The sequence below is a fragment of the Streptococcus mitis genome (genome assembly GCF_047464035.1).
Classification (GTDB): Bacteria; Bacillota; Bacilli; order Lactobacillales; family Streptococcaceae; genus Streptococcus; species Streptococcus mitis_DX.
In genome coordinates this window covers 1-25,357 of record NZ_JASHCQ010000004.1, presented here as the reverse complement: position 1 = coordinate 25,357, position 25,357 = coordinate 1, and the positions used below count along the sequence as shown (strand labels likewise).

General features: G+C 39.9%; 18 protein-coding genes and 2 pseudogenes. 19 read left to right on the top strand and 1 reads right to left on the bottom strand.

Annotated features, from left to right (window positions below; translation table 11 throughout):
• Positions 1-13: 13 nt before the first annotated feature.
• The 12 genes and pseudogenes from QM818_RS02350 (at position 14) to QM818_RS02295 (ending at position 17,873) form a co-directional block, all read left to right on the top strand.
• Positions 14-1,915 carry an ABC transporter ATP-binding protein gene (locus tag QM818_RS02350; RefSeq protein WP_414299866.1) on the top strand — a complete coding sequence of 634 codons (1,902 nt, stop codon included), beginning with the start codon at positions 14-16 and terminating at the stop codon, positions 1,913-1,915.
• Between the two features lie 2 nt (positions 1,916-1,917).
• Positions 1,918-2,781, top strand: a complete 864-nt coding sequence (locus QM818_RS02345; protein ID WP_414299884.1) for an Rgg family transcriptional regulator — start codon at positions 1,918-1,920, stop codon at positions 2,779-2,781.
• A 79-nt stretch (positions 2,782-2,860) separates the two neighbouring features.
• Complete coding sequence (locus tag QM818_RS02340; protein WP_261047645.1) at positions 2,861-4,039, top strand: MFS transporter; 1,179 nt, start codon at positions 2,861-2,863, stop codon at positions 4,037-4,039.
• 92 nt (positions 4,040-4,131) lie between these two features.
• On the top strand, positions 4,132-6,090 hold the full coding sequence (gene ligA / locus QM818_RS02335; RefSeq protein ID WP_414299865.1) for an NAD-dependent DNA ligase LigA: 1,959 nt from the start codon (positions 4,132-4,134) through the stop codon (positions 6,088-6,090).
• Between the two features lie 153 nt (positions 6,091-6,243).
• Complete coding sequence (gene pulA / locus QM818_RS02330) at positions 6,244-8,529, top strand: type I pullulanase (protein WP_000935956.1); 2,286 nt, start codon at positions 6,244-6,246, stop codon at positions 8,527-8,529.
• A 195-nt stretch (positions 8,530-8,724) separates the two neighbouring features.
• Positions 8,725-10,149: an NADP-dependent glyceraldehyde-3-phosphate dehydrogenase gene (locus QM818_RS02325; protein WP_000199367.1), complete on the top strand. Its 1,425-nt coding sequence runs from the start codon at positions 8,725-8,727 to the stop codon at positions 10,147-10,149.
• A gap of 273 nt (positions 10,150-10,422) precedes the next feature.
• Positions 10,423-12,351: a 1,4-alpha-glucan branching protein GlgB gene (glgB, locus tag QM818_RS02320; RefSeq protein ID WP_414299864.1), complete on the top strand. Its 1,929-nt coding sequence runs from the start codon at positions 10,423-10,425 to the stop codon at positions 12,349-12,351.
• Positions 12,341-13,487: pseudogene (locus QM818_RS02315) on the top strand (glucose-1-phosphate adenylyltransferase). Before glgB ends, QM818_RS02315 begins: the two are co-directional and overlap by 11 nt.
• On the top strand, positions 13,477-14,616 hold the full coding sequence (gene glgD, locus QM818_RS02310) for a glucose-1-phosphate adenylyltransferase subunit GlgD (RefSeq protein WP_084927296.1): 1,140 nt from the start codon (positions 13,477-13,479) through the stop codon (positions 14,614-14,616). Before QM818_RS02315 ends, glgD begins: the two are co-directional and overlap by 11 nt.
• The gene (gene glgA / locus QM818_RS02305; RefSeq protein ID WP_084927295.1) at positions 14,613-16,046 is read left to right on the top strand and encodes a glycogen synthase GlgA; all 1,434 of its coding nucleotides are present in this window, start codon (positions 14,613-14,615) and stop codon (positions 16,044-16,046) included. Before glgD ends, glgA begins: the two co-directional genes overlap by 4 nt.
• A 58-nt stretch (positions 16,047-16,104) precedes the next feature.
• Positions 16,105-16,749 carry a phosphoserine phosphatase SerB gene (gene serB / locus QM818_RS02300; RefSeq protein WP_020901394.1) on the top strand — a complete coding sequence of 215 codons (645 nt, stop codon included), beginning with the start codon at positions 16,105-16,107 and terminating at the stop codon, positions 16,747-16,749.
• An 8-nt stretch (positions 16,750-16,757) separates the two neighbouring features.
• The gene (locus QM818_RS02295) at positions 16,758-17,873 is read left to right on the top strand and encodes a glycerate kinase (RefSeq protein ID WP_414299863.1); all 1,116 of its coding nucleotides are present in this window, start codon (positions 16,758-16,760) and stop codon (positions 17,871-17,873) included.
• Here the strand turns inward: QM818_RS02295 and QM818_RS02290 are convergent.
• Positions 17,870-18,316 carry a DUF1694 domain-containing protein gene (locus QM818_RS02290; protein WP_265473191.1) on the bottom strand — a complete coding sequence of 149 codons (447 nt, stop codon included), beginning with the start codon at positions 18,314-18,316 and terminating at the stop codon, positions 17,870-17,872. The genes QM818_RS02295 and QM818_RS02290 overlap by 4 nt on opposite strands.
• A 163-nt stretch (positions 18,317-18,479) precedes the next feature.
• Between QM818_RS02290 and eno the strand changes: the two genes are divergently transcribed.
• From eno to QM818_RS02255, 7 genes and pseudogenes are all read left to right on the top strand, one after another.
• A complete protein-coding gene (eno, locus tag QM818_RS02285; RefSeq protein ID WP_000022824.1) occupies positions 18,480-19,784 on the top strand; it encodes a surface-displayed alpha-enolase in 1,305 nt (434 codons plus the stop codon).
• 268 nt (positions 19,785-20,052) lie between these two features.
• Positions 20,053-21,312, top strand: a complete 1,260-nt coding sequence (locus QM818_RS02280) for a UDP-N-acetylglucosamine 1-carboxyvinyltransferase (RefSeq protein ID WP_084927292.1) — start codon at positions 20,053-20,055, stop codon at positions 21,310-21,312.
• A 15-nt stretch (positions 21,313-21,327) separates the two neighbouring features.
• Positions 21,328-21,879 (top strand): GNAT family N-acetyltransferase, encoded by a 552-nt coding sequence (locus QM818_RS02275; protein ID WP_261080707.1) that lies wholly within the window; start codon positions 21,328-21,330, stop codon positions 21,877-21,879.
• On the top strand, positions 21,872-23,149 hold the full coding sequence (spxR, locus tag QM818_RS02270) for a CBS-HotDog domain-containing transcription factor SpxR (protein ID WP_261080612.1): 1,278 nt from the start codon (positions 21,872-21,874) through the stop codon (positions 23,147-23,149). The genes QM818_RS02275 and spxR overlap by 8 nt, the downstream gene beginning before the upstream one ends.
• A 15-nt stretch (positions 23,150-23,164) precedes the next feature.
• Positions 23,165-24,025 carry a methionyl aminopeptidase gene (locus QM818_RS02265; RefSeq protein WP_049488763.1) on the top strand — a complete coding sequence of 287 codons (861 nt, stop codon included), beginning with the start codon at positions 23,165-23,167 and terminating at the stop codon, positions 24,023-24,025.
• 257 nt (positions 24,026-24,282) lie between these two features.
• The gene (locus QM818_RS02260; protein WP_084927290.1) at positions 24,283-25,200 is read left to right on the top strand and encodes a bifunctional riboflavin kinase/FAD synthetase; all 918 of its coding nucleotides are present in this window, start codon (positions 24,283-24,285) and stop codon (positions 25,198-25,200) included.
• An 86-nt stretch (positions 25,201-25,286) separates the two neighbouring features.
• Positions 25,287-25,357, top strand: a pseudogene (locus QM818_RS02255) (transposase); the annotation flags it as partial.

The window sequence follows — 25,357 nt, the reverse complement described above, 5'->3', positions numbered from 1 at the left end:
CTATACTGTTTGTATGATTATTTTACAAGCTAATAAAATTGAACGTTCTTTTGCAGGAGATGTTCTTTTTGATAATATTAACCTACAAGTTGATGAACGAGATCGGATAGCCCTTGTTGGGAAAAATGGTGCAGGTAAGTCTACTCTTTTGAAGATTTTAGTTGGAGAAGAGGAGCCAACTAGTGGAGAAATCAATAAGAAAAAAGATATTTCTCTGTCTTACCTAGCCCAAGATAGCCGTTTTGAGTCTGAAAATACCATCTATGATGAGATGCTTCATGTCTTTGATGACTTACGTCGGACGGAGAAACAACTTCGTCAGATGGAGTTGGAGATGGGAGAAAAGTCTGGTGATGATTTGGATAAACTGATGTCAGATTACGATCGCTTATCTGAAAATTTTCGTCAGGCAGGTGGCTTTACCTATGAAGCTGATATTCGAGCGATTTTGAATGGATTTAAGTTTGACGAGTCAATGTGGCAGATGAGAATTGCTGAGCTTTCTGGTGGTCAAAATACCCGTCTGGCGCTGGCCAAAATGCTTCTTGAAAAGCCCAATCTCTTGGTCTTGGACGAGCCAACTAACCACTTAGATATTGAAACTATAGCCTGGCTAGAGAATTACTTAGTAAATTATAGCGGTGCCCTTATTATTGTCAGCCACGACCGTTATTTCTTGGATAAGGTTGCGACAATTACGCTAGATTTGACCAAGCATTCTTTGGATCGTTATGTTGGGAATTACTCTCGTTTTGTTGAGTTGAAAGAGCAGAAGCTAGCTACTGAAGCAAAAAACTATGAAAAGCAGCAGAAGGAGATCGCTGCTCTGGAAGACTTTGTCAACCGCAATCTAGTCCGAGCTTCAACGACTAAACGTGCCCAATCCCGTCGTAAACAACTGGAAAAAATGGAGCGTTTAGACAAGCCTGAAGCTGGCAAGAAAGCAGCCAATATGACCTTCCAGTCTGAAAAAACGTCGGGTAATGTTGTATTGACTGTTGAAAATGTGGCTATTGGCTATGATGGGGAAATATTGTCAGAGCCTATTAACCTAGACCTCCGTAAAATGAATGCTGTTGCCATCGTTGGTCCAAATGGAATCGGTAAGTCAACCTTTATCAAGTCTATTGTGGACCAGATTCCTTTTATCAAAGGTGAAAAGCGCTTTGGTGCCAATGTTGAGGTGGGTTACTATGACCAAACCCAAAGTAAGCTGACACCAAGTAATACTGTATTAGATGAGCTCTGGAATGATTTTAAACTGACACCAGAAGTTGAAATCCGTAACCGTCTAGGTGCCTTCCTTTTCTCTGGTGATGATGTTAAAAAATCAGTCGGCATGCTGTCAGGTGGCGAGAAAGCTCGTTTGCTTTTGGCTAAATTGTCTATGGAAAACAATAACTTCTTGATTCTGGATGAGCCAACCAACCACTTGGATATTGATAGCAAGGAAGTGCTAGAAAATGCCTTGATTGACTTTGATGGAACTCTTCTATTCGTCAGTCATGACCGTTACTTTATCAATCGTGTGGCAACTCATGTTTTGGAATTGTCTGAGAAGGGTTCGACTCTTTACTTGGGAGATTACGACTACTATGTTGAGAAGAAAGCAGAAGTAGAAATGACTCAGGCTGAGGAAGATTCAACTCACAATCAAGTAAAAGAATCAAGTCCAGTCAATGACTATCAGGCCCAGAAAGAAAGTCAAAAAGAAGTTCGCAAACTCATGCGACAAATCGAAAGTCTAGAAGCTGAAATTGAAGAGCTAGAAAGTCAAAGCCAAGCCATTTCTGAACAAATGTTGGAAACAAACGATGCCGGCGAACTCATGGAATTGCAGGCTGAGCTGGACAAAATCAGCCATCGTCAGGAAGAAGCCATGCTTGAATGGGAAGAATTATCAGAGCAGGTGTAAAGATGGAACATCTTGGAAAAGTATTTCGTGAATTTCGGACAAGTGGAAATTATTCTTTAAAGGAGGCGGCAGGGGAGTCCTGTTCAACCTCTCAGTTATCTCGCTTTGAGCTTGGGGAGTCTGACCTAGCAGTTTCTCGTTTCTTTGAGATTTTGGATAACATTCATGTGACCATTGAAAATTTCATGGACAAGGCTAGGGATTTTCAAAATCATGAACATGTGTCTATGATGGCACAGATTATCCCGCTTTACTACTCAAATGATATTGTAGGTTTTCAAAAGCTTCAAGAAGAACAACTTGAAAAGGCTAAGAGTTCGACGACTCCCCTTTATTTTGAGCTTAACTGGATTTTGCTACAGGGTCTGATTTGTCAAAGAGATGCGACTTATGAGATGAAGAAGGATGATTTGGATAAGGTAGCAGATTATCTCTTCAAAACAGAAGAATGGACCATGTATGAGTTGATTCTTTTTGGAAACCTCTATAGTTTCTACGATGTGGATTATGTCACTCGGATTGGTAGAGAAGTTATGGAGAGGGAGGAATTTTACCAAGAGATTGGTCGCCATAAGAGATTAGTGTTGATTTTGGCCCTCAATTGTTACCAGCATTGTTTAGAGCATCTTGCTTTTGATAATGCTAGCTATTTCGAGGCTTATACAGAGAAGATTATTGGTAAAAACATTAGTCTGTATGAACGAAATATTTTACATTACCTAAAAGGCTTTGCCTTGTACCAAAAAGGACAGTGTAAAGAAGGTTGTAGCCAAATGCAAGAGGCCATGCATATTTTTGATGTGTTAGGTCTTCCTGAGCAAGTAGCCTACTATCAGGAACACTACGAAAAATTTGTCAAAGATTAATTTTCCCAAATAAGGGAAAAATGAAAAAGCTCCTTTCGGTTTTGATACAATAGTTTCAAAATTTGAGAGGAGTTTTTATATGAATCGCTATGCAGTACAGTTGATTAGCCGTGGAGCTGTTAACAAGATAGGGAATATGCTCTATGATTATGGAAATAGTGTCTGGTTGGCTTCCATGGGGACTATCGGACAGACAGTTTTAGGAATGTATCAGATTTCTGAGCTCGTCACATCCATTCTCGCCAATCCCTTTGGTGGAGTCATTTCAGACCGTTTTTCTCGTCGTAAGATTTTAATGGCGGCAGACCTTGTTTGTGGGATTCTTTGCCTGGCTATTTCTTTCATAAGGAATGACAGCTGGATGATTGGGGCTTTGATTGTTGCTAATATTGTGCAGGCTATTGCTTTTGCCTTTTCTAGACCTGCAAATAAGGCCATTATCACAGAATTGGTAGAGAAGGATGAACTGGTCCTCTACAATTCTCGTTTGGAGTTGGTCTTGCAGGTTGTCAGTGTGAGTTCCCCTGTACTTTCTTTTCTGGTTTTACAATTTGCAAGTCTTCGCATTACCTTGGTATTAGATGCCCTTAGTTTTTTTCTTGCTTTTGGTTTGGTAGCCCTGCTTCCAAAGAAAGAAGAGAAAACTTTGGGGGAGAAGAAACTTACATTCAAAGTTATTTGTACTGATATCAAGGAGGGAGTTCACTATATTGTGAAGCAAAGGGAAATCTTCTTTTTACTAGTCATGGCTTCAAGTGTCAATTTTTTCTTTGCAGCTTTTAATTACCTCCTTCCCTTTTCAAATCAGCTCTATGGAGTTCAAGGTGCCTATGCCACTATTTTAACTATGGGGGCTATCGGTTCAATTGTTGGGGCGCTGTTAGCTAGTAAGATTAAAGCCAGTATGGAAATGCTTTTATTTTTATTGGCTCTGACTGGACTTGGAGTGATGATAATGGGTTTCACCCTCCCCACCTATCTTGCTTTTTCAGGGAATTTCATTTGTGAACTATTTATGACGATGTTCAATATTCACTTCTTTACACAGGTACAAACCAAGGTTGATGGTGAATATCTGGGAAGAGTTCTCAGTTCGATTTATACCTTAGCTATACTTTTTATGCCCCTAGCAACAGGTTTAATGACCTTGCTTCCAAGTGTCCATCTTTATTCTTTCTTGATTATTGGACTAGGAGTTGTCATCTTATCCTTCTTAGCTCTCGGATATGTTCGAACCCGTTTTGAAAAAGAGACATAAGTTTTCTTGGACTTCAAAAATAATTCCAATCTAAGTGTTTTTTCCGCCCTTCTCGTTTGTGAGGAGGGCTTACTTTATGGTAAAATAGTTTTATGAATAAAAGAATGAATGAGTTAGTCGCCTTGCTCAATCGCTATGCGACTGAGTACTATACCAGCGATAATCCCTCGGTTTCAGATAGTGAGTATGACCGCCTTTACCGTGAGTTGGTTGAGTTGGAGGCTACCTATCCAGATCAAGTATTAGCAGACAGTCCGACCCATCGTGTTGGTGGCAAGGTTTTAGATGGTTTTGAAAAATACAGTCATCAGTATCCTCTTTATAGTTTGCAGGATGCTTTTTCACGTGAGGAGCTTGATGCTTTTGATGCGCGTGTTCGTAAGGAAGTGGCTCATCCAACCTATATTTGTGAGCTGAAAATCGATGGTTTGTCTATCTCGTTGACTTATGAAAAGGGGATTTTAGTTGCAGGTGCAACGCGTGGAGATGGTTCTGTTGGGGAGAACATCACGGAAAACCTCAAGCGTGTTAAGGACATTCCTTTGACTTTGCCAGAAGAGCTAGATATCACAGTTCGTGGGGAATGTTACATGCCACGCGCTTCCTTTGACCAGGTCAACCAAGTTCGCCAAGAAAATGGAGAGCCTGAATTTGCCAATCCTCGTAATGCGGCAGCAGGAACATTGCGTCAGCTGGATACAGCAGTAGTTGCCAAGCGTAACCTTGCGACATTCCTTTATCAAGAAGCCAGCCCTTCAACTCGTGACAGCCAAGAAAAGGTTTTGAAGCACTTAGAACAACTTGGTTTTGTAGTCAATTCTAAACGAATTCTGGCTGAAAATATGGATGAGATTTGGGATTTTATCCAAGAAGTAGGACAGGAACGAGAGAATCTACCTTATGATATCGATGGGGTGGTGATCAAGGTCAATGACCTAGCAGGTCAAGAAGAACTTGGCTTTACTGTTAAGGCTCCAAAGTGGGCAGTAGCCTACAAGTTCCCAGCTGAAGAAAAAGAATCTCAACTCTTATCAGTTGATTGGACAGTTGGTCGTACGGGCGTTGTGACTCCAACTGCTAATCTGACCCCTGTTCAGCTAGCTGGAACAACTGTTAGCCGTGCGACCCTGCACAATGTAGATTATATTGCTGAAAAAGATATCCGTAAAGACGACACGGTTATCATCTATAAGGCTGGGGACATCATCCCTGCCGTTTTGCGTGTCGTAGAGTCCAAACGGGTTTCTGAAGAGAAACTAGATATCCCTACACACTGTCCAAGTTGTAACTCTGACTTGCTGCACTTTGAAGATGAAGTGGCCCTGCGTTGTATCAATCCGCGTTGCCCTGCTCAAATCATGGAAGGCTTGATTCACTTCACTTCTCGTGATGCTATGAATATTACAGGCCTTGGTCCATCTATTGTTGAGAAACTCTTTGCTGCTAATCTGGTTAAGGACGTGGCAGATATTTATCGTTTGAAAGAGGAAGATTTTCTTCTTTTAGAGGGGGTTAAGGAAAAGTCTGCTTCTAAACTGTATCAGGCCATCCAAGCATCTAAGGAAAACTCTGCTGAAAAACTCTTGTTTGGACTAGGTATTCGCCATGTCGGAAGCAAGGCCAGTCAGTTGTTACTTCAACATTTTCATTCAATCGAAAATCTGGCTCAGGCAGATCCAGAGGAAGTGGCTAGTATTGAGAGTCTGGGTGGTGTGATTGCCAAGAGTCTTCAGACATATTTTGCGACAGAAGGCTCTGAAATTCTCCTCAGAGAATTGAAAGAAGCTGGGGTCAATCTGGACTATAAAGAACAGACAGTAGTAGCGGATGCGGCCTTGTCAGGTTTGACCGTTGTATTGACTGGGAAATTGGAACGTCTCAAGCGCTCAGAAGCTAAAAGTAAACTCGAAAGTCTGGGTGCCAAGGTAACAGGCAGTGTGTCTAAAAAGACCGACCTTGTTGTTGCAGGAGCAGATGCTGGAAGTAAACTTCAAAAAGCACAAGAACTTGGTATCGAGGTTCGAGATGAAGCTTGGCTCGAAAGTTTGTAAAGAATAGTAGAAGGCTAGATGTTAGATAGTCTGAAACTGTCTATCCTGAAGTGTTTTGACATGAATTGAGTCTATCTTGAGTCAGAAATTAAATTGCTGAATCTATCAGCACCACATAAAAAATTAAATTAAAATTAGAAATTAGGAAAAGAAATGTTAAATTACCCTGTAGTCATCCATTTTCATCGAAAAAACGGGGATTATGCAGCCTGTTCATTTAGTAGAAAACAGGCGGACAATGTTGAAAAATTGTATTATGAAAATAACTTTTTTGGAGCAAAGTTCTCCTTCACAGTTACAAGTCAAGAAAAGTTAGAAAACCTGAAGTTTTCTGTCGAGATTGATGGGACAGTTAAGGAATATTCCGTGCGTTATAACTACTATCCGCTTCTGACAGAAGTTTGGATTTTAGAGGGCGACGAGACTGTTTATTATTCTGAAAACCCAGCCATTGCTAGTCCTTACTACAAAGATCAAAATCCATTTGCTTTTGATAGAGCAATACATAGCGCTAGTTTTGATCACCACTGGGGCTACCAAGGAGAACTAGGTTACAGTCTTTCAGATTATCAGACTAGCTTTAAACTTTGGGCTCCTACGGCTACTGCTGTACAGGTGGTTGTCTACGAAAATACCAGCAACGACGCTCCGATTTGGAAAACCTTTAATCTAGAGCGTGGTAATAGCTATTCATACAGTCATAAGTACAATACCATTGGTGTTTGGAGTCTAGACTTAGATGAAAATCTTGCTGGCAAGGCTTATCAGTATCAGATTGACTTTCCTCACCACCAGACTGTGACGAGAGATCCTTACACGATTGCCACAAGTCCTGACGGCAAACGTTCCGTAATTCTTTCTCATCAAGACAGACAAGTAGAAGGATTTGTGGTCAAACATGGAACAGAAGCGCCTTGGCGTTTGGAAAATCCATGTAAAGCAGTTATCTGTGAAATGCATATCCGAGATTTAACCAAATCTCCGACCTCTGGAGTTGCAGAGCATCTCCGTGGAACCTTCCTTGGTGCTGCCCAGACTGGAACTGTAAACCAATTCGGACAAGCAACCGCCTTTGACTATATCAAAGAACTTGGCTGCAACTATGTTCAACTCCAGCCTATCTTTGATCGCCATAAGGAATACGATGAGGATGGAAATGTAACCTATAACTGGGGTTATGACCCTCAAAACTACAATGCACCAGAACCAAGTTTTTCTAGTAATCCAGATGATCCAGGGCAGGTCATTCGTGATTTGAAGACCATGGTTCAAGCCTATCACGATGCGGGGATTGGTGTCATTATGGACGTGGTTTATAATCACACCTTTTCAACGGTTGATGCACCTTTCCAAACAACTGTCCCTGATTACTACTATCGTATGAATCCAGACGGTACCTTCCAGAATGGAACAGGTGTTGGAAATGAAACAGCCAGTGAACACGAAATGTTCCGCAAGTACATGATTGATTCTCTTCTATACTGGGTACAGGAATACAATATTGACGGCTTCCGTTTTGACTTGATGGGTATTCATAATGTCAAAACCATGCAAGCGATTCGTTGGGCGCTAGATGAGGTTGATCCCCGTATTATCACTTATGGAGAAGGCTGGGATATGGGAACAGGTCTTGCAACTTATGATAAGGCCAAGAAGGATAATGCCTACCAAATGCCAAATATCGGATTCTTCAATGATAATCAGCGTGATGCGGTCAAAGGAGGAGAAGTTTATGGTGCAATCAAGTCAGGATTTGTAAGTGGTGCAGCCACTGAACCAATCATTGCCAAGGCCATTCTTGGTAGCCGAGAATTGGGTTCTTATCTCAGTCCAAACCAGGTTCTCAACTATGTTGAAGCCCATGACAATTACAATCTTCATGATTTGTTGGCGACTCTTCATCCTGATCAAAGTTCAGACCAGATTATGCGCAAGGTTGAGACGGCGACAGTAATGAACCTTCTCATGCAAGGAATGTCCTTTATGGAAATTGGCCAAGAATTTGGTCGAACCAAATTAATTCCGACGGGTGAACATGGACAACTCACTTCGGCAGACCGAGAACGTGCTATGAATAGTTACAACGCTCCTGACAGTGTTAACCAAATAAACTGGGATTTAATCAATGAAAGACAAGAAAGCATTGACTTTGTCCGTCAAATTATTCGACTGAAAACACAGACTAGCGCCTTTTCTTATCCTACATACGAAGAAGTTTACCGTCATGTCTTTGTTCACACAGCTGCAGAAAATAGCGGATGGATTGTTTACGAGATTCACGGGGGGCCAGAACATCTATTGGTAGTATTCAATGCCAAGGGAACTTCCTTATACTTTGAAAATGCAGGAAATCTAGAAATGCTTGTGACCAATAGTCGTTCGAAACAAGAAAATGTCATTGATGATACTAGTGTCGCAGTGCTAAAAGTACTCTCTTAAATGCATAAACTAAAAAGGGTTAGATTGTCTAATCCTTTTTATCATTTATAAGTTTTCAATGAAGATTAGAATCAAGTTTCAAATAGTTTGAAAAACCAAGCTTGTGAAAATAATCTCAAAAAAATTGCAAAAAGGGTTGTAATTTTCTGAAAATTTGGTAAAATATATCTTAATCATTTTCAGGAGGACGAGAATTTGACAAGATATCAGAATTTAGTAAATGGAAAATGGAAATCAGCTGAAAAAGAAATTACGATTTATTCACCAATAAACCAAGAAGAATTAGGGACTGTTCCAGCTATGACTCAGGCAGAAGTAGATGAGGCTATGAAAGCTGCGCGTGCAGCCCTGCCAGCTTGGCGAGCTTTATCAGCAGTTGAACGTGCGGCTTATTTGCACAAAACAGCAGCTATTTTAGAACGTGATAAGGAAGAAATTGGTACTATACTTGCCAAAGAAGTGGCAAAGGGAATTAAAGCAGCTATTGGAGAAGTGGTGCGTACCGCAGACTTGATTCGCTATGCTGCTGAGGAAGGTCTCCGTATCACTGGACAAGCAATGGAAGGTGGCGGTTTTGAAGCAGCAAGTAAAAATAAATTGGCCGTTGTTCGTCGCGAGCCAGTTGGTGTCGTGCTGGCTATCGCTCCCTTTAATTATCCAGTTAATTTATCTGCTTCTAAAATTGCACCTGCCTTGATTGCAGGGAATGTAGTCATGTTTAAGCCACCAACACAAGGTTCTATTTCTGGGCTCTTGTTGGCTAAAGCGTTTGAAGAAGCAGGGATTCCGGCTGGTGTTTTCAATACCATTACGGGTCGTGGTTCAGAAATTGGGGATTATATCATTGAACACAAAGAAGTCAACTTCATCAACTTTACAGGTTCAACTCCTATCGGAGAACGTATTGGTCGTTTAGCTGGTATGCGTCCAATCATGTTGGAGCTTGGTGGGAAAGATGCAGCCTTAGTACTAGAAGATGCAGATTTGGAACATGCTGCCAAGCAAATTGTTGCGGGTGCCTTTAGCTATTCAGGTCAACGTTGCACAGCCATTAAACGTGTTATTGTTATCGAAAGTGTAGCAGATACACTAGCTGCTTTGCTTCAAGCAGAGGTTACTAAATTAACAGTTGGCGATCCATTCGACAATGCTGATATCACACCAGTTATCGACAATGCTTCAGCAGACTTTATTTGGGGCTTGATTGATGATGCACAAGAAAAAGGTGCTCAGGCTCTTACACCAATCAAACGCGAAGGCAATCTTCTATGGCCAGTGCTTTTTGACCAAGTTACAAAAGATATGAAAGTGGCATGGGAAGAGCCATTTGGTCCTGTTTTACCAATTATCCGTGTGGCTAGTGTAGAGGAAGCCATTGCCTTTGCCAACGAATCTGAATTCGGCCTTCAATCCTCAGTCTTTACAAATGATTTCAAAAAAGCATTTGAAATTGCTGAAAAACTTGAAGTGGGTACAGTTCATATAAATAATAAAACCCAGCGTGGTCCAGATAATTTCCCATTCCTTGGTGTCAAAGGTTCTGGCGCTGGAGTGCAAGGAATTAAATATAGTATTGAAGCGATGACAAATGTCAAATCCATTGTTTTTGATGTGAAATGAAATGTAAAATCAGGAAATTGTTTTCCTGGTTTCTTTTTTTACTTTAAAACAACAATTTTATTGGTAAAATAACGAACTTTATGATAGTATTATAAAAAAACAATTCGTTTTCAAAGCGTTTCTGAAAATTTCTTGATTTACAAGTGAACACATCAGTGAATTTGTTGAAGACTTTCAAAAGATTTTTTTGCAAATTCCGTAATTTACTTGAATCTTCCCTAAAAAGGTAGTATAATAAATCTATAGAAAACGCTTACAGAGTTAGGAGGGTGTATGGATAAGAATAATGCTTTAAAAACCTTTATGACAGGTGAAAATTTTCACCTCCAGCACTATCTGGGAGCTCATAGGGAAGAAAAAAATGGAGAGTATGGCTATACTTTTCGTGTGTGGGCGCCTAATGCTCAGGCTGTTCACTTGGTAGGGGATTTCACCAATTGGGTTGAAAATCAAATTCCAATGGAACGAAATGAATTTGGGATCTGGGAAGTCTTTACCACTCTTGCTCAAGAAGGCCAAATTTATAAGTATCATATCACACGATCAAACGGTCATCAGTTGATGAAGATTGACCCTTTGGCTGTAAGGTATGAGGCACGACCTGGTACTGGGGCTATTTTAACAGAGATTCCAGAAAAGAAATGGAAGGATGGTCTCTGGCTAGCCCGTAGAAAACGCTTGAGCTTTGAAGAGCGTCCTGTCAATATTTACGAGGCTCATGCTGGCTCTTGGAAGAGAAATCCTGATGGCAGCCCCTATAGTTTTTCTCAATTGAAAGATGAACTTATTCCTTACTTGGTTGAGATGAACTATACTCACATTGAGTTTATGCCTTTGATGTCTCACCCACTAGGTTTGAGTTGGGGCTATCAGCTTATGGGTTACTTTGCTTTAGAGCATGCCTATGGTCGTCCTGAAGAGTTTCAAGATTTTGTTGAGGAATGTCACTTAAACAATATAGGCGTTATCGTAGACTGGGTACCTGGTCACTTTACTATTAATGATGATGCCTTGGCCTATTATGATGGAACACCGACTTTTGAATACCAAGACCATAATAAGGCTCATAACTACGGTTGGGGAGCACTTAATTTTGACCTTGGAAAGAATGAAGTCCAGTCTTTCTTGATCTCTAGTATTAAGTTCTGGATTGATTTTTATCATTTAGATGGTATTCGCGTGGATGCGGTTAGCAACATGCTCTATCTTGACTACGATGATGCTCCATGGACTCCTAATAAAGATGGTGGCAATCTCAACTATGAAGGTTATTATTTCCTTCAACGCTTGAATGATGTGATTAAACTAGTTCATCCAGACGTTATGATGATAGCTGAGGAAAGTTCATCAGCTACTCAGATTACTGACACTAAGGATTCAGATGGTCTAGGATTTGACTACAAATGGAATATGGGTTGGATGAATGATATCCTCCGTTTCTATGAAGAAGATCCGATTTATCGTAAATATGACTTTAACCTGGTGACTTTCAGCTTTATGTATGTCTTCAAGGAGAACTATCTCTTACCATTCTCACACGATGAAGTGGTTCATGGCAAGAAGAGTATGATGCACAAGATGTGGGGAGATCGCTACAATCAATTCGCAGGCTTGCGCAATCTCTATACTTACCAAATTTGTCACCCAGGTAAAAAATTGCTCTTCATGGGTAGTGAATATGGGCAATTCCTAGAATGGAAATCTGAAGAACAGTTGGAATGGTCTAATCTAGAAGATCCAATGAATGCTAAGATGAAGTATTTCACTTCTCAGCTAAACCAGTTTTACAAAGACCACCGCTGTCTGTGGGAAATTGATACCAGCTATGATGGTATTGAAATCATTGATGCGGATAATCGAGACCAGAGTGTTCTTTCCTTCATCCGTAAGGGTAAGAAGGATGATATGTTAGTCTGTATCTTTAATATGGCACCTGTTGAACGAAAAGATTTTACAATCGGACTTCCTGTTGCAGGGATTTACGAAGAAGTCTGGAATACTGAGTTAGAAGAGTGGGGAGGCGTTTGGAAAGAACATAATCAAACTGTGCAAACGCAAGAAGAACTATGGAAAGATTATGAGCAGACCTTGACCTTTACCCTACCAGCTATGGGAGCAAGTGTTTGGAAAATCAAACGTCGCTTGAAACCTACTAAAACCGTCACAAGTAAAAACCAAAAAGGAGTAGAAAATGAAGAATGAAATGTTAGCTTTGATTCTTGCTGGTGGGCAAGGAACTCGTCTCGGTAAACTCACTCAAAGCATTGCAAAACCAGCTGTGCAATTTGGTGGGCGCTACCGTATCATTGACTTTGCTCTTTCAAACTGTGCCAACTCAGGCATCAACAATGTTGGAGTCATTACACAGTACCAACCACTTGCTCTCAACAACCATATCGGGAATGGTTCAAGCTGGGGACTAGATGGTATCAATTCTGGTGTCTCTATTCTTCAACCTTATTCTGCAAGTGAAGGAAATCGTTGGTTTGAGGGGACTAGCCACGCCATTTACCAAAATATTGATTATATCGACAGTGTCAACCCTGAGTATGTTTTGATTCTATCTGGAGACCATATCTACAAAATGGATTATGATGATATGCTCCAGTCTCACAAAGATAATAATGCTAGTTTGACAGTCGCAGTTCTTGACGTCCCTCTTAAAGAAGCTAGCCGTTTTGGTATCATGAATACAGATGCAAACAATCGTATTGTTGAATTTGAAGAAAAACCAGCTCAACCTAAATCTACCAAAGCTTCTATGGGAATCTATATCTTTGATTGGCAACGTCTCCGCAATATGCTTGTTGCTGCTGAAAAGAGCAATGTCGATATGTCAGACTTTGGTAAGAATGTCATTCCAAATTACCTTGAGTCAGGTGAAAGTGTCTATGCTTACGAATTTAATGGTTACTGGAAAGACGTTGGTACGATTGAGTCACTTTGGGAAGCCAACATGGAGTACATTTCTCCAGAAAATGCCTTAGATAGCCGTAACCGTCAATGGAAGATTTACTCAAGAAACTTAATTTCACCACCAAACTTCCTTGGGGCAAATGCTCATGTGGAAGATTCCTTGGTTGTCGATGGCTGTTTCGTAGATGGAACTGTTAAACATTCTATCCTCTCAACAGGTGCGCAAGTTCGCGAAGGGGCAGAAAGAAGTAGTAGATTCAGTTATCATGAGTGGTGCAATTGTCGGTCAGGGAGCTAAAATCAAACGTGCCATTATTGGTGAAGGTGCAGTTATTTCTGATGGTGTCGAAATTGATGGAACAGAAGAAGTACAAGTTGTAGGATATGATGAAGTAGTGGGGGTAGCAACAGATGAAGATTGATAAATATTCTGCCATTTTAGGAAACACAGTTGGTTTTCATGATATGTCAACACTGACAGACCACCGTCCAGTAGCTAGTTTGCCATTTGGTGGTAAATATCGCTTGATTGACTTCCCGCTTTCAAGTCTTGCTAATGCTGGTGTCCGTAGTATTTTTGGTATTTTCCAACAAGACAATATCAGTTCAGTCTTTGACCATATCCGTTCAGGGCGTGAGTGGGGCTTGTCAACTCTTCTTAGCCACTACTATCTAGGTATTTACAATACCCGTGTGGAAAGTAGTACAGTTGGAAAAGAATACTACCAACAGCTTCTTACTTATTTGAAACGTTCCGGCTCAAACCAAACAGTGTCACTTAACTGTGATGTTTTGATTAATATTGATCTGAACCAAGTATTCCACCTACACACTACAACAAAAGGTCCAATCACTGTAGTTTATAAAAAACTACCTAAAAAAGATATTTCAGAAGTAAATGCAATCTTAGAAGTGGATGAAACAGACCATGTCCGTTCTCATAAACTCTTTGATAGTAAATCATCAGATGAAGTTTACAATATGTCCACAGATATCTTTGTCGTCGATACACCTTGGTTGATTGAACGCTTAGAAGAAGAAGCTAAGAAAGAACATCCAGAGAAATTGCGTTATGTTTTACGGGATTTGGCGGCAAAAGAAGGGGCTTTTGCCTACGAGTACACAGGTTATCTGGCAAATATTCATTCTGTAGAGTCTTATTACCAAGCTAATAAAGATATGCTTGAATCTCAAAAATTCTACTCTCTATTTACTCCAAACCAAAAGATTTACACAAAGGTAAAAAACGAAGAGCCAACTTATTATGCTAATACATCTAAGGTAAGCACTTCTCAGTTTGCCTCTGGTAGTATTATTGAAGGTCAAGTGGCTAATTCTGTTTTATCACGTAATATTCATGTCCATAAGGATAGTTTGGTTAAAGATAGCATCTTATTCCCTCGTGTTGTTATTGGAGAAGGTGCTCAGGTAGAATACGCTATCTTGGACAAGGGTGTGGAAGTTGCGGATGGAGTTGTGATCCGTGGAACTGCAGAACATCCAGTCGTCGTTAAGAAAGGTAGCAAAGTAACAGAGGATATTCATTCATGAAAATTTTATTTGTAGCCGCAGAGGGCGCACCCTTTTCAAAAACAGGTGGTTTGGGAGACGTCATTGGCGCTCTTCCTAAATCACTTGTAAAAGCGGGACATGAAGTTGCAGTAATTTTACCCTACTATGACATGGTAGAGGCTAAATTTGGAAATCAGATTGAAGATGTTCTTCATTTTGAGGTGAGTGTTGGTTGGCGCAGACAGTATTGTGGAATTAAGAAAACCGTCTTAAACGGTGTAACCTTCTACTTTATTGACAACCAATATTATTTCTTCCGTGGTCATGTTTACGGTGATTTTGATGACGGAGAACGCTTTGCCTTTTTCCAACTGGCTGCCATTGAGGCTATGGAAAGGATTGACTTTATTCCTGACCTTCTCCATGTTCATGATTACCATACAGCTATGATTCCTTTCTTGTTAAAGGAAAAATACCGTTGGATTCAAGCCTATCAAGGAATAAAAACTGTTTTAACTATTCATAATTTGGAATTCCAAGGACAATTTTCAGAAGGAATGTTATGGGATTTGTTTGGAGTTGGCTTTGAACGCTACGCTGATGGGACCCTTCGCTGGAATAACTGTCTGAACTGGATGAAGGCTGGAATTCTTTACGCAGACCGTGTGTCAACTGTTTCACCTAGTTATGCTCATGAAATTATGACTAGCCAGTTCGGATGTAACTTGGATCAGATTCTCCGAATGGAGTCTGGTAAAGTTTCTGGTATCGTGAATGGGATTGATGCTGACCTTTATAATCCTCAGACCGATACCCTATTAGACTATCATTTTAATCAGGAAGATTTGTCTGGAAAAGCCAAGAATAAGGCAAAATTACAAGAGAGAGTTGGCTTGCCAGTTAGAGCTGATGTTCCTCTGGTGGGAATTGTTTCTCGTTTGACACGTCAAAAAGGTTTTGATGTGGTAGTGGAAAGTCTGCACCATATCTTGCAAGAAGATGTTCAGATTGTTCTTTTGGGAACTGGTGATTCAGCCTTTGAAGGAGCTTTCTCATGGTTTGCTCAAATTTACCCAGACAAGCTATCAGCAAATATCACTTTTGATGTCAAACTAGCTCAAGAAATCTACGCTGCATGTGACCTCTTCCTCATGCCAAGTCGTTTTGAACCGTGTGGCTTGTCTCAAATGATGGCTATGCGTTACGGAACCTTGCCATTGGTTCATGAGGTTGGTGGTTTACGAGATACCGTTCGCGCTTTCAATCCAATCGAAGGAAACGGTACTGGATTTAGCTTTGACAATCTTTCACCTTACTGGTTGAATTGGACTTTCCAAACAGCATTAGACTTGTATAGAAATCATCCTGACGTTTGGAGAAACTTACAAAAACAAGCCATGGAGTGTGATTTCTCATGGGATACAGCCTGCAAGTCATACCTTGACTTGTACCATAGTTTAGTTAATTAATAGATAAAATCGTATGATGGCTTCATACGATTTTTGGGCTGTTTAGAGAGGAGAACTGATGTCTCAAGTAAAAGGCTTGTGTGTTATGGATGTTGATGGAACCTTAATTCTAGAAGAAGTGATTGATCTTTTGGGAAGAGAGGTAGGTCGTGAGGAGGAAATATCTCAGATTACAAGTTGGGCAATGCGAGGAGAGATAGACTTTGAAAGCAGTTTAAGAAAAAGAGTTTCCTTGTTGGAAGGCCTTTCTATTTCGATCTTTGATAAAGTCTTCAACTCTATTCATCTATCTCCAAATGCCCAGGAATTCATTTCCATTCTCCAAAAGAATGGCATTCAAGTTGGTCTGGTGTCCGGTGGATTTACACCAATAGTTGATAGATTAGCAAAATCTCTCGGTATTGCCTATTTCTCTGCCAATCAACTTGAAGATAAAGACGGTCATCTAACAGGAAAATTAGTTGGACAAATTATCAGTCCCCAGGTCAAAAAAGAGACTCTGGAAAAATGGAGAGAGAAACTAAAACTTCCTAAAGAAAGAACGATTGCAATCGGTGACGGGGCCAATGATCTATTAATGTTGAAGTCAGCAGGACTGGGAATTGCTTTTTGTGCCAAAGAGGTACTCAAAAAAGAAATACAACATCATGTTGACAAGAGGGATTTTTTAGAAGCTCTACCTTTGATTGACTGTTTAGAATGAGGGAAAATATGAAGATTGTAATTGCACCAGATTCGTTTAAGGAAAGCTTGTCCGCTCAACAGGTGGCTGAAGCAATAAAAAGAGGCTTCCAACAATCAATAGCAGATGTAGAATGTCTTCTCTGCCCTGTTGGTGATGGTGGCGAAGGTACAGTAGATTCCATTCGACATTCTCTTGACCTTGAAGAAAAATGGATCCAAGTGACAGGACCTTTTGGACAAAAAGAAGCAATGCGCTATTTTCAAAAAAGTCAACTGGCACTATTTGAAGTTGCCGACTTGGTTGGCCTTGGAAAAATTCCGCTAGAGAAACGAAATCCACTGCAAATCCAAACTTGTGGTATTGGAGAGTTGATTCGCCACCTCATTGTTAAAGGGATTAAAGATATCTATATCGGTGTTGGTGGTACGGCCAGTAATGATGGCGGTATTGGTATTGCTACTGGTTTAGGTTATCAATTTTATGATAGGGATGGAAATGTCTTACCTGCATGCGGTCAGTCCTTACTAAACTTAGCTTCTGTTTCAACAGAAAATCGCTATGAAATTCCTGAAGATGTGCAAATTCGTATTTTAGCAGATGTCGTGAGTCCCTTATGTGGTCATCAAGGTGCGACTTACACTTTTGGCAAACAAAAAGGTTTACATCCTACTATGTTTGCAGTCGTAGATCAGGCAATCCAAGATTTTTATGAAAAAGTCTCACCTGTAACATTGCAAATTAAAGGAGCAGGAGCTGGTGGAGGCATTGCTGGTGGTTTGTGTACCTTTGCTCAGGCAAATATCGTGTCGGGAATTGATACCTGCTTGAACCTAATCAACTTTGATAAGAAAGTTTTAGATGCTGACTTGGTAGTTGTAGGAGAAGGAAGGCTAGATCGTCAAAGTTTAGCAGGTAAAGCGCCTATAGGTGTTGCAAAAAGAACCCCTGTCGGAGTTCCTGTCATTGCTATTTGTGGTAGTATTGCTGAGGATTTACCTTCCCTACCATTTGAGAATATCCAAGCGGCCTTTTCTATTTTGGAGAAAAGTGAAGCTTTAGAAGATAGTTTGAAAAATGCCAGTCTCTATCTGGAGCACACAACTGCCAATATTGGACGTTTATTAAGTATGAATAAGATTTAGCCAAACCATTTCTTCCATAAGGATGTTTTGGCAGGTTCTTCCTTTTTAACTTCCCAAAGTTTTGCAAAAGCAAGTCGAAGGTTCTTTTCTTCTACTTGAACTGGTGCATTGGTGTGGATAATCAGGCCAAAAGGAGAAGAAGTATGCTCTTCGGATACAATGGTAGCTTGACTATCAGTTTCTTTGGCTTCTTTTAAGTAGAAAACTTGTTTGTCAAATTCGATATTTGGTGAAATCTTCACAAATAGTGGCTCCGCTTTTTCCTGAAGGTTTTCTAAAATAGATAAAAAGCCTTTTTCTAGCTGAGGGCTATTTGCCGTATCAATATCTGCATATCCAAGAACTCTTTCCTCAAAAGTGCCAAGATAGCGTCTTTGCTCATCCGGATTTATTTTTGGCCCACCATGAGCTTTTTCAAGTAATTGTTTTGATAAATCTGTCATGAAAACAGTATATCATAAAAGTTAGAATAAAACAGACAAAAGAAAGCGATTACTTTATAAAGTTAAGGAAAATTTGCACAAAGATAACGTTTTTTCTTGAAAAAGGAGGGTATTTAAGGTATTATAGAGGTGTAAAAAATTTAACTCATAAGGAGAGTAAAAAATGTCAATTATTACTGATGTTTACGCTCGCGAAGTCCTAGACTCACGCGGTAACCCAACACTTGAAGTAGAAGTTTACACTGAATCAGGTGCTTTCGGACGTGGTATGGTTCCATCAGGAGCTTCTACTGGTGAACACGAAGCAGTTGAACTTCGCGACGGTGACAAATCTCGTTACGGTGGTCTTGGTACACAAAAAGCTGTTGACAACGTAAACAACATCATTGCTGAAGCAATCATCGGCTACGATGTACGTGACCAACAAGCTATCGACCGTGCTATGATCGCACTTGACGGTACTCCTAACAAAGGTAAATTGGGTGCCAACGCAATCCTTGGTGTGTCTATCGCTGTAGCTCGCGCTGCTGCTGACTACCTTGAAATCCCACTTTACAGCTACCTTGGTGGATTCAACACTAAAGTTCTTCCAACTCCAATGATGAACATCATCAACGGTGGTTCTCACTCAGATGCTCCAATTGCTTTCCAAGAGTTCATGATCGTACCTGCTGGTGCACCTACATTCAAAGAAGCTCTTCGTTGGGGTGCTGAAATCTTCCACGCTCTTAAGAAAATCCTTAAATCTCGTGGTCTTGAAACAGCCGTAGGTGACGAAGGTGGATTCGCTCCTCGTTTCGAAGGAACTGAAGACGGTGTTGAAACTATCCTTGCTGCTATCGAAGCTGCTGGATATGTTCCAGGTAAAGACGTATTTATCGGATTTGACTGTGCTTCATCAGAATTCTACGATAAAGAACGTAAAGTTTACGACTACACTAAATTTGAAGGTGAAGGAGCTGCTGTACGTACTGCTGCAGAACAAATCGACTACCTTGAAGAATTGGTAAACAAATACCCAATCATCACTATCGAAGATGGTATGGATGAAAATGACTGGGACGGATGGAAAGCTCTTACTGAACGTCTTGGTGGTAAAGTTCAATTGGTTGGTGACGACTTCTTCGTAACAAACACTTCATACCTTGAAAAAGGTATCGCAGAAGGCGCAGCTAACTCAATCCTTATCAAAGTTAACCAAATCGGTACTCTTACTGAAACATTCGACGCTATCGAAATGGCTAAAGAAGCTGGTTACACTGCCGTTGTATCACACCGTTCAGGTGAAACTGAAGATTCAACAATCGCTGACATCGCAGTTGCAACAAACGCAGGACAAATCAAGACTGGTTCACTTTCACGTACAGACCGTATTGCTAAATACAACCAATTGCTTCGTATTGAAGACCAACTTGGTGAAGTAGCTGAATACCGTGGATTGAAATCATTCTACAACCTTAAAAAATAAAATAGTTCAGTGAACTATTTTATCCCGAACCTTGAAATTCAAAAGTTCGGCCGTTGATTTAACAACGTTTCTAGCCCCTCGGATTTGATCCGAAGGGCTTTTTTTCTGTTCAGGGGGCAAAAAAGGGGCATAACTTTTTAAAAAAGGTAAGTTAATACAAATACGATTCAGCTAATATAATTGAAAATGATAGAAAAAAAGGTGAAATTATGGTATACTTTAACGTAGGACCTTTTTAGAAATTTTGAAAGAGTATTAAAAATTTAAAATGAGAAAAATTGTTATCAATGGTGGCTTGCCCCTGCAAGGTGAGATTACCATTAGTGGCGCAAAAAATAGTGTTGTAGCTTTAATTCCGGCTATTATTTTGGCAGATGATGTTGTGACTTTAGATTGTGTACCTGATATTTCTGATGTTGCTAGTCTTGTCGAAATCATGGAGTTAATGGGTGCTACCGTTAAGCGTTATGACGATGTATTGGAGATTGATCCAAGAGGTGTTCAAAATATTCCAATGCCTTATGGGAAAATCAACAGTCTTCGTGCATCTTATTATTTTTATGGAAGTCTTTTAGGTCGCTTTGGTGAAGCTACTGTTGGTTTACCTGGTGGATGTGATTTGGGACCTCGCCCTATTGACTTACACCTTAAGGCTTTTGAAGCTATGGGAGCAACTGTCAGCTACGAGGGAGATAACATGAAGTTATCTGCCAAAGATACAGGACTTCACGGCGCAAGTATCTACATGGACACGGTTAGTGTCGGTGCGACTATTAATACGATGATTGCTGCGGTTAAAGCAAGTGGTCGTACTATTATTGAAAATGCAGCCCGTGAGCCTGAGATTATTGATGTAGCTACTCTCTTGAATAATATGGGTGCCCATATCCGTGGTGCAGGAACCAATATCATCATTATTGATGGTGTTGAAAGATTACACGGAACGCGTCATCAGGTGATTCCAGATCGTATTGAAGCTGGAACGTATATTTCCTTAGCTGCTGCAGTTGGTAAGGGAATTCGTATTAATAATGTACTATACGAACACTTAGAAGGTTTCATTGCGAAGTTGGAAGAAATGGGAGTTCGAATGACTGTATCTGAAGACAGCATTTTTGTCGAGGAACAGTCTAATTTGAAAGCAATCAATATTAAGACAGCTCCTTATCCTGGTTTTGCTACTGACTTGCAACAACCAATTACTCCTCTCTTGTTAACAGCGGAAGGGCGTGGTACCATTATTGATACCATTTATGAGAAACGTGTAAACCATGTTTTTGAACTAGCAAAGATGGACGCGGATATTACGACTACAAATGACCATATTTTATATAACGGTGGACGTAGTTTACGTGGGGCAAATGTAAAAGCTACTGACCTTAGAGCTGGGGCCGCACTTGTCATTGCTGGTTTGATGGCTGAAGGTAAAACTGAAATTACAAATATTGAGTTCATCTTACGTGGTTATTCAGATATTATTGAAAAATTACGTAATCTAGGAGCGGATATTACACTTGTTGAAGAATAAACCGTAGAGGTGATTATGAATATTTGGACCAAATTAGCAATGTTTTCTTTTTTTGAAACGGATCGCTTGTATTTGCGTCCTTTCTTTTTTAGTGATAGTCAAGACTTTCATGAGATAGCTTCAAATCCCGAAAATCTCCAATTTATTTTTCCGACTCAGGCAAGTCTGGAAGAAAGCCAATATGCACTGGCTAATTACTTTATGAAGGCTCCTTTAGGAGTATGGGCTATTTGTGACAAGAAAACTGAAAAAATGATTGGTTCTATTAAATTTGAGAAGTTAGATGAAATCAAAAAAGAAGCAGAGCTTGGCTATTTTTTGAGAAAAGATGCATGGTCTCAAGGTTTCATGACAGAAGTTGTAAAAAAACTATGTCAGCTTTCTTTTGAAGAATTTGGTTTAAAACAATTAGCCATCATTACTCACCTTGAAAATGAAGCTAGCCAAAGGGTTGCTCTTAAGGCTGGATTTCGATTGATTCGTCAGTTTAAAGGAAGTGATCGCTACACAAGAAAAATGCGGGATTATCTTGAATTTCGGTATGTAAAAGGAGAATTCAATGAGTAAGCACCAAGAAATTCTAAGTTATTTGGAAGAATTACCCGTTGGTAAAAGGGTCAGTGTTCGTAGCATTTCCAATCATCTGGGAGTCAGTGATGGAACGGCTTATCGGGCCATTAAAGAAGCTGAAAACCGTGGAATTGTGGAAACCCGTCCTAGAAGTGGTACTATCCGTGTTAAATCACAAAAAGTTGCCATTGAAAGATTAACTTTTGCTGAAATTGCAGAAGTGACTTCTTCTGAGGTTCTAGCTGGTCAAGAAGGTTTAGAGAGAGAGTTTAGTAAGTTCTCAATCGGTGCCATGACTGAGCAAAATATCTTATCTTACCTTCATGATGGGGGGCTCTTGATTGTCGGAGACCGGACTCGTATTCAATTATTAGCGCTGGAAAATGAAAATGCAGTTCTGGTTACAGGTGGATTTCAGGTTCATGATGATGTCATTAAACTGGCCAATCAAAAAGGAATTCCTGTTCTAAGAAGCAAGCATGATACTTTCACCGTTGCGACCATGATTAATAAAGCCTTGTCAAATGTTCAAATCAAAACAGATATTTTGACAGTTGAGAAACTGTACCGTCCGAGTCATGAATATGGTTTTCTGAGAGAGACCGACACTGTTAAAGATTATTTGGACTTGGTACGTAAGAATCGTAGCAGTCGTTTCCCTGTTATTAATCAACATCAGGTTGTTGTGGGCGTTGTAACCATGAGAGACGCTGGTGATAAGTCACCAAGTACCACAATTGATAAGGTCATGTCCCGCAGTCTATTTTTAGTTGGATTATCGACAAATATTGCCAATGTGAGTCAACGGATGATTGCTGAAGACTTTGAAATGGTACCAGTTATTCGAAGTAATCAAACCTTACTTGGCGTTATAACTAGACGAGATGTCATGGAGAAGATGAGTCGTTCCCAAGTTTCTGCTCTACCTACTTTTTCTGAGCAGATTGGACAAAAACTTTCTTATCATCATGATGAAGTAGTCATTACAGTGGAACCCTTTATGCTTGAGAAGAACGGTGTTTTGGCTAATGGTGTATTGGCAGAAATTTTGACCCACATGACCCAAGATTTAGTTGTTAATAGTGGTCGAAATCTCATTATTGAGCAGATGCTGATTTACTTTTTACAGGCTGTTCAGATAGATGATATACTGCGTATTCAAGCACGTATTATCCATCATACGAGACGGTCAGCTATTATCGATTATGATATTTATCATGGTCACCAGATTGTTTCAAAAGCAAATGTGACCGTTAAAATTAATTAGAAACTAGGAGAAAAAATGATAACATTAAAATCAGCTCGTGAAATCGAAGCTATGGACAAGGCTGGGGATTTTCTAGCAAGCATTCATATCGGCTTACGTGATTTGATTAAGCCTGGCGTAGATATGTGGGAAGTTGAAGAGTATGTCCGCCGTCGTTGTAAGGAAGAAAATTTCCTTCCGCTTCAGATTGGTGTTGACGGTGCTATGATGGACTATCCTTATGCTACCTGCTGCTCTCTTAACGATGAAGTAGCTCACGCTTTTCCTCGTCACTATATCTTGAAAGATGGTGATTTACTCAAGGTTGATATGGTTTTGGGAGGTCCTATTGCTAAATCTGACCTGAATGTCTCAAAACTAAACTTCAACAATGTGGAGCAAATGAAAAAATACACTCAGAGCTACTCTGGTGGTTTAGCAGACTCGTGTTGGGCTTATGCTGTTGGTACACCGTCCGAAGAAGTGAAAAACTTGATGAATGTGACCAAAGAAGCCATGTACAAGGGAATCGAGCAAGCTGTTGTTGGAAATCGTATCGGTGATATCGGTGCAGCGATTCAAGAATACGCTGAAAGTCGTGGTTACGGTGTAGTACGTGATTTGGTTGGTCATGGTGTTGGTCCAACCATGCACGAAGAACCAATGGTTCCTAACTATGGTATTGCTGGTCGTGGTCTTCGTCTCCGTGAAGGAATGGTTTTGACCATTGAACCAATGATCAATACAGGTGACTGGGAAATTGATACTGATATGAAGACCGGTTGGGCGCATAAAACCATTGACGGTGGTTTATCTTGTCAATATGAACACCAATTCGTGATTACTAAAGATGGACCTGTTATCTTGACTAGCCAAGGTGAAGAAGGAACTTATTAATAAAAAGTAAAAAGGCTGCTGGATGTTCATTTTGAAAAATGGAGTAGATTGTTTCATATTTAAATAAACGCATTGTATCAAGTTTTAGGTAGCTGATATGATGCGTTTTTCTGATTTTAAGATTTTTAATTCAATCTCTTGTTCTTTATTAAGATTTCAAAAACAAAATTCTTCTAAACTGCTACACTTCAGGTTAAAAAAAGGACATTTCAGATTTTCTGGTTCAGAAATAGCTATCACTATGATATAATTATTTTATGATTATTACTATTCCTATAAAAAACCAAAAAGATATTGGCACACCATCTGATTCAGTCGTAGTTCTTGGCTATTTTGATGGTATACATAAGGGACATCAAGAATTATTTCGTGTTGCCAACAAGGCTGCGAGAAAGGATTTATTGCCTATCGTAGTTATGACATTTAATGAATCTCCAAAGATTGCTTTAGAGCCTTATCATCCTGATTTGTTTTTACATATTTTAAATCCTGCTGAACGTGAAAGAAAATTAAAACGCGAAGGTGTAGAAGAATTATATCTCCTTGATTTTAGTAGCCAATTCGCTAGTCTCACGGCAGAAGAATTTTTTGCAACCTATATCAAGGCTATGAATGCCAAAATTATTGTTGCAGGTTTTGATTATACATTTGGTTCTGACAAAAAAACGGCAGAAGATTTAAAGGATTACTTTGATGGAGAAGTTATCATCGTCCCACCTGTAGAAGATGAGAAAGGAAAGATTAGTTCAACACGTATTCGTCAAGCTATTTTAGACGGAAATGTGAAAGAAGCAGGAGAACTTTTGGGGGTACCGCTTCCATCAAGAGGAATGGTTGTCCATGGTAATGCTCGTGGTCGTACGATTGGTTATCCAACAGCTAATTTGGTGCTTTTAGACCGTACTTATATGCCGGCAGATGGCGTTTATGTGGTTGATGTTGAGATTCAAAGACAGAAGTATCGTGCTATGGCTAGTGTTGGAAAAAATGTGACCTTTGATGGAGAAGAAGCACGTTTTGAAGTCAACATTTTTGATTTTAATCAAGATATTTATGGTGAAACCGTTATGGTTTATTGGCTTGATCGTATTCGAGATATGACCAAATTTGACTCAGTCGACCAATTAGTGGACCAGTTAAAGGCAGATGAAGAAGTAGCTCGGAATTGGTCTTAAGAAATTGAGTAAACAAAAAAGAGGTTGTCTGTGTACTGCACCCCAAAAGTTAGACAGAAAAAATCTAACTTTTGGGGTGTTTTATTATGAAATTGAGTTATGATGATAAAGTTCAGATCTATGAACTTAGAAAACAAGGATATAGCTTAGAGAAGCT